Source organism: Limnobacter sp. (assembly GCF_964228395.1).
Classification (GTDB): domain Bacteria; phylum Pseudomonadota; class Gammaproteobacteria; order Burkholderiales; family Burkholderiaceae_B; genus Limnobacter.
Window position 1 is genome coordinate 1 of record NZ_CAXQZX010000156.1, and the last position, 5,139, is coordinate 5,139.

General features: G+C 56.0%; 4 protein-coding genes. 2 read left to right on the forward strand and 2 right to left on the reverse strand.

Annotated elements, in window-relative coordinates; translation table 11 throughout:
- Window positions 1-287: 287 nt before the first annotated feature.
- Window positions 288-2,876 carry an ATP-dependent chaperone ClpB gene (clpB, locus tag ACEQU8_RS13445; RefSeq protein WP_370264282.1) on the reverse strand — a complete coding sequence of 863 codons (2,589 nt, stop codon included), beginning with the start codon at window positions 2,874-2,876 and terminating at the stop codon, window positions 288-290.
- Between the two features lie 120 nt (window positions 2,877-2,996).
- Between clpB and ACEQU8_RS13450 the strand changes: the two genes are divergently transcribed.
- Complete coding sequence (locus ACEQU8_RS13450) at window positions 2,997-3,521, forward strand: hypothetical protein (RefSeq protein WP_370264284.1); 525 nt, start codon at window positions 2,997-2,999, stop codon at window positions 3,519-3,521.
- A 74-nt stretch (window positions 3,522-3,595) separates the two neighbouring features.
- Window positions 3,596-4,003, forward strand: a complete 408-nt coding sequence (locus tag ACEQU8_RS13455) for a hypothetical protein (RefSeq protein ID WP_370264285.1) — start codon at window positions 3,596-3,598, stop codon at window positions 4,001-4,003.
- Here ACEQU8_RS13455 and hemW read toward each other — a convergent pair.
- Window positions 3,968-5,139 (reverse strand): radical SAM family heme chaperone HemW (gene hemW, locus ACEQU8_RS13460; protein WP_370264286.1); only part of this gene is annotated, 1,172 nt, incomplete at its 5' end. The genes ACEQU8_RS13455 and hemW overlap by 36 nt on opposite strands.

The following is a 5,139-nucleotide window of genomic DNA, read 5'->3' on the forward strand; positions in this document are numbered from 1 at the left end:
AGGGCAGCCCGCCCGGTTTGGCCCACACCGAGGGGCCGAGGCGTGTTTCCCCGCCAAGCCCCCGCTTGGCGGGAAACCGAATCGGATGCAATGGCGACATTTTCGCCTTGCATGCCCCCTCGGAAGGGACAAGAAGGGATACACGGGCTGATCCCAGGCCCAGCGACCTGTGCCAACGCGGCCCCAATACGCTGCGCAAAACACAAGCAACGGGCCAATCCCAGGCCCAACGGCCAGTAGCAACCCGGCACCGACCCAGCACCAACACGCTGAACAATCAACGCTGATTAGTGCACCACCCGCTCAAAGCTAAACGCCCCGTCCTTGAAATCAACCGGCACCACATCGTTGGGCCCAAAACGCCCTTCCAGAATCATCTTCGACACCGGATTTTCGATCAGCTGCTGAATGGCTCGCTTCAATGGCCTGGCGCCATACAGGGGATCAAAGCCTGCCTTGACCACTTCGGCGATGGCCGCATCGCTGACTTCCAGGCGCATGTCGCGGCTGGCCAAGCGCTGCTGCAAACGGGCGAGCTGAATTTTGGCAATGTTGGCAATGTGCGCATTGTCCAGCGCGTGGAATACCACCAATTCGTCCACCCGGTTAATAAACTCTGGTCTGAAATGGGTTTTAACCTCGGCCATCACTGCAGCTTTGATGACATCTGCAGGCTCGCCAGCCAAACGTTGAATTTCATGGCTACCCAGGTTGCTGGTCATCACCACCACGGTGTTTTTAAAGTCAACCGTGCGCCCTTGCCCATCGGTCAAGCGGCCATCGTCCAGCACTTGCAACAGCACGTTGAACACATCGGGGTGGGCCTTTTCCACCTCGTCCAGCAAAATCACGCTGTAGGGTTTGCGGCGAACCGCCTCGGTGAGGTAGCCCCCCTCGTCATAACCCACATAGCCCGGGGGCGCACCCACCAAGCGGCTTACGCTGTGCTTTTCCATGAATTCGCTCATGTCGATTCGAATCAAATGCTCTTCAGAATCGAACAGGAACCCGGCCAGCGATTTACACAGCTCGGTTTTACCCACACCGGTGGGGCCCAAAAACAAAAAAGAGCCCAGTGGTTTGTTGGGGTCGGCCAAGCCCGCGCGCGAGCGGCGAATGGCGTCGGCCACCAATGTGACAGCCTCATCTTGACCCACCACGCGTTGATGCAATACCTGCTCCATGGCCAGCAATTTGTCGCGCTCGCCCTGCATCATTTTGCTCACCGGAATACCCGTGGCGCGACTGACCACCTCGGCCACCTCTTCTGCACCCACTTGAGTGCGCAGCAAGCGGTTGGGCTTTTTTTCGCCGTGTTCGTTCTCTTTGACATGGTTAAGCTGCGCCTCTAGTGCGGGCAACTTGCCATATTGCAGTTCGGAGACCTTTTGCCAGTCGCCCTTGCGCTTAAGCTGCTCAATGTCGGCACGGATTCGATCAATTTCTTCCTTGATGGCTGCACTGCCCTGCACTGCTGCTTTTTCGGATTTCCAAATGTCGTCCAGATCGGCGTAATCGCGCTCCAGCCGTTCGATCTCTTCTTCGATCAAGGCAAGGCGCTTTTTGGAGGCCTCGTCGGTCTCTCGCTTGACGGCCTCGCGCTCAATTTTGAGCTGGATAATACGGCGATCCAGCTTATCCATTTCTTCAGGCTTGGAGTCAATTTCCATCTTGATGCGCGCGGCCGCCTCGTCGATCAGGTCAATGGCTTTGTCGGGCAAAAAGCGGTCGGTAATGTAGCGGTGACTCAGCTCTGCGGCCGCCACAATGGCTGGGTCGGTGATGTCTACACCATGATGCAATTCGTAGCGCTCTTGTAGTCCACGCAAAATGGCAATGGTGCTTTCTACGCTGGGCTCGCCGACCAACACTTTCTGAAAACGCCGCTCCAGGGCTGCATCTTTTTCGATGTACTTGCGGTACTCATCCAAAGTGGTGGCACCAATGCAATGCAATTCGCCACGAGCCAACGCGGGCTTGAGCATATTGCCTGCATCAATGGCACCTTCGGCCTTGCCCGCGCCCACCATGGTGTGAATTTCATCGATAAACACAATGGTTTGCCCCTCATCGGCCGCGATGTCTTTCAACACAGCTTTTAGGCGTTCTTCAAATTCGCCGCGGTATTTGGCTCCCGCCAACAACAGCGCGATGTCCAGCACCAAAACACGTTTGTTTTTCAATGTGTCGGGCACCTCACCGTTCACAATGCGCTGGGCCAAGCCCTCAACAATCGCCGTTTTGCCCACACCGGGCTCGCCAATTAACACGGGATTATTTTTGGTTCGGCGCTGCAAAATTTGTATGGCACGGCGAATTTCATCGTCTCGACCAATCACAGGGTCAAGCTTGCCCATGCGCGCCCGCTCAGTGAGGTCGATGGTGTACTTTTTAAGCGCTTCGCGCTGGCTTTCGCCCTCAGCGCTGTCGACGGCTGCGCCACCGCGCACTTGGTCAATCGCTTTGCTCAAGGTTTGAGCATTCAAGCCCGCGTCTTTTAGAGCCTTGGAAACCCCGCTGTTGTCATGCAGACAGGCCAGCAAGAAAAGCTCGCTGGCGATGAATTGATCGCCACGCTTTTGCGCTTCTTTGTCAGTAAGATTCAGCACCGCTTGCAGGCGGCTTCCAATTTGAATTTGGCCACCGTTGTTGCTGACTTGAGGCAGGTTTTGTACCTCTGCTTCGATGGCCTTTTGCAAGGCAGCGGCGTTGCCCCCGGCCTTGCCGACCACCCCTTTTACTGTGCCCTCGGGCTGACGCAACATGGCCAGCAGCACGTGCGCAGGTTCAACCGTGGGATTGTCTTTGCCCACAGCCATACTTTGCGCGTCAGCCAACGCCTCTTGGAACTTGGTGGTGAGTCTATCCAATCGCATCTGCAAACCCTTTTTCATCAATTTGAGTCACAATACCCATGCATGAATGTGTGGGCAGGCATGGGGTTTTCAAGATGCGCCGCTCACCCTTTTACAACCTTAATTCATTTCGCCCCGGCCATGCAGATCAAACAGCTCCAAATTGCCTACGCCCCAGAGCACGACCGCCTGCTGATGCGCATTAACTCGGCAGAGAACCAAGAGGTGCGTGTGTGGCTCACCCGCCGTATGGTGCGCCTGCTCATTCCCAGCCTGGACGACATGATGCAAAAGCTATTGGCCAGTGATCGCCCCTTAAACGACGTGGGGCGCAAGGCCTTGCTGGAGATGAGCCGCGAGGTGTCTTTGTATTCAGCCGATTTCAAAAGCCCTTTTCAAGACAAAAACACCACGACCCCGCTGGGTGCAGACCCTTTGCTGATCACGCAAATTGAGTTGCGCCCAGCCGCAGAAGGTCACGGCACAGACCTGATGTTGAAGCTTGTGTCTGGCAGCGGCAAAGGATTTGAGATGCGCATGGCCGAGCAACTGCAACATGGTTTTGCCGACTTGTTGGTGAAGGCCTGCCAGCAGGCCGAGTGGGGGCTGCAGTTCAAGGGCACATCCAGCATCATAGAGCGGCCTGAAAGTCGTCACCTGAACTAGTTTAAAAATGCATTGAACTGTGACATTTGATTGCGCTACCCAAATTTTTGGACCTGCAACAGGAGCAATTCAAATTGAGCACTGCAACCACCATGCCACAGGGCTACCCCGTGCCCGAGCAAGCCGCCACCACCAGTACGCCTGAATCACAAGGCATTCACACCGAAGGTCAAGCGCCCGAGCCAGCGACCAAACCCTCTCTGTTTGCGAAAGCGGCAGCGGGCATCGCCAAAGGCCTGAAGGCTTTGGCCAAAGCGGCCTGGGAAAATAAATTTGCCTTGCTGGTGGCCGTACCAGTGGCCCTTATCGCTGGGCCTTATGCGGGTCTTGCCGTATTGGGCGCCGCAGCACTTGTATCGACGGTGTTAAAAGCCATGAAAAACAACAGCCCTCAGCCACCCCAAATAAAACAAGAGGACAAGCCACAGGCTGAGCCTATCAAGCCCTCAGGCGGCGAGGAACATTTGCTGCAAATCGTTTAAAAAGCGAAACCCCAGCGCCGTGGGTTTGAACACCCCGGGCTGGTTTTCCAGCAGGCCTTTGGCCAGGGCCTGTTTCAATGGCTTTTGCAAGTCGCTCAAGGGTCGGCCACAACGTTCCACAAACCACTGCTCGGGCACCCCGTCGCTAAGGCGCAAAGCATTGAGCATGAACTCAAAAGGCAGGTCTTTTACAGCCAGCGTGCTGACACTCAGCGGCTGGGCTTGGCCCTCCATTTCATCCATGTAGGCCATGGGGTTGCGGTGGCGTGTTTCACGCTCAATTCGATTGGGGTAGCTTATTTTGGCGTGGGCACCCGCGCCAATGCCCAGGTAATCGCCAAAACCCCAATAATTCAGGTTGTGTTGGCAGCGGTGACCGGGTCGAGCAAAAGCCGATACTTCGTATTGCTCAAAGCCCGCCGCCTTCGCCATGGCATGCACAGCCTCTTCAATGTCAACCAAGGTGTCATCATCGGGCAAAGGGGGTGGCTTGGCCGCAAACAAAGTGTTGGGCTCCAAGGTCAATTGGTAGAGGCTCACATGCGTGGTGTTCAAGGCCAAGGCCTGGTCTACATCGGCCTTGGCTTGTGCCACGCTTTGCTGGGGCAAGCCATACATCAGATCCAAATTAACTTCATCAAACAGCGCAACTGCGCTACGCACCGCCGCCACAGCCTGTTCGCTTTGATGCACACGCCCCAAGGCTTTCAAATGCGCGTTTGAAAAGCTTTGCACGCCAATCGACAATCGGTTCACACCAGCACGGCGATAACCCTCAAACCGGGCCTGTTCAAAGGTGCCCGGGTTGGCTTCCATGGTAATTTCGCCGCTTTGCGGCATGCCCAGCCGAGCGCGTACGGCAGCCAACAGCTCATCCACAAGTTCGGGATCAAACAAGGAAGGGGTGCCACCGCCGATGAAAATGGAGTACAGCTTGCGTCCCCAAATTTTGGGCAACTGTTGATCCAGGTCAGCCACCAGGGCGTTGAGGTAGCGGCGTTGCAGGGCCACGGGCAAGGCATTGGCATAACCTGGCTCTTCGCCGGCCACAGGTATGTTTTTAAGATTGCTTTGGGGAGCCAGGTGGCTATTGAAGTCGCAATAGGGGCATTTGCGCACACACCAGGGCAAGTGAA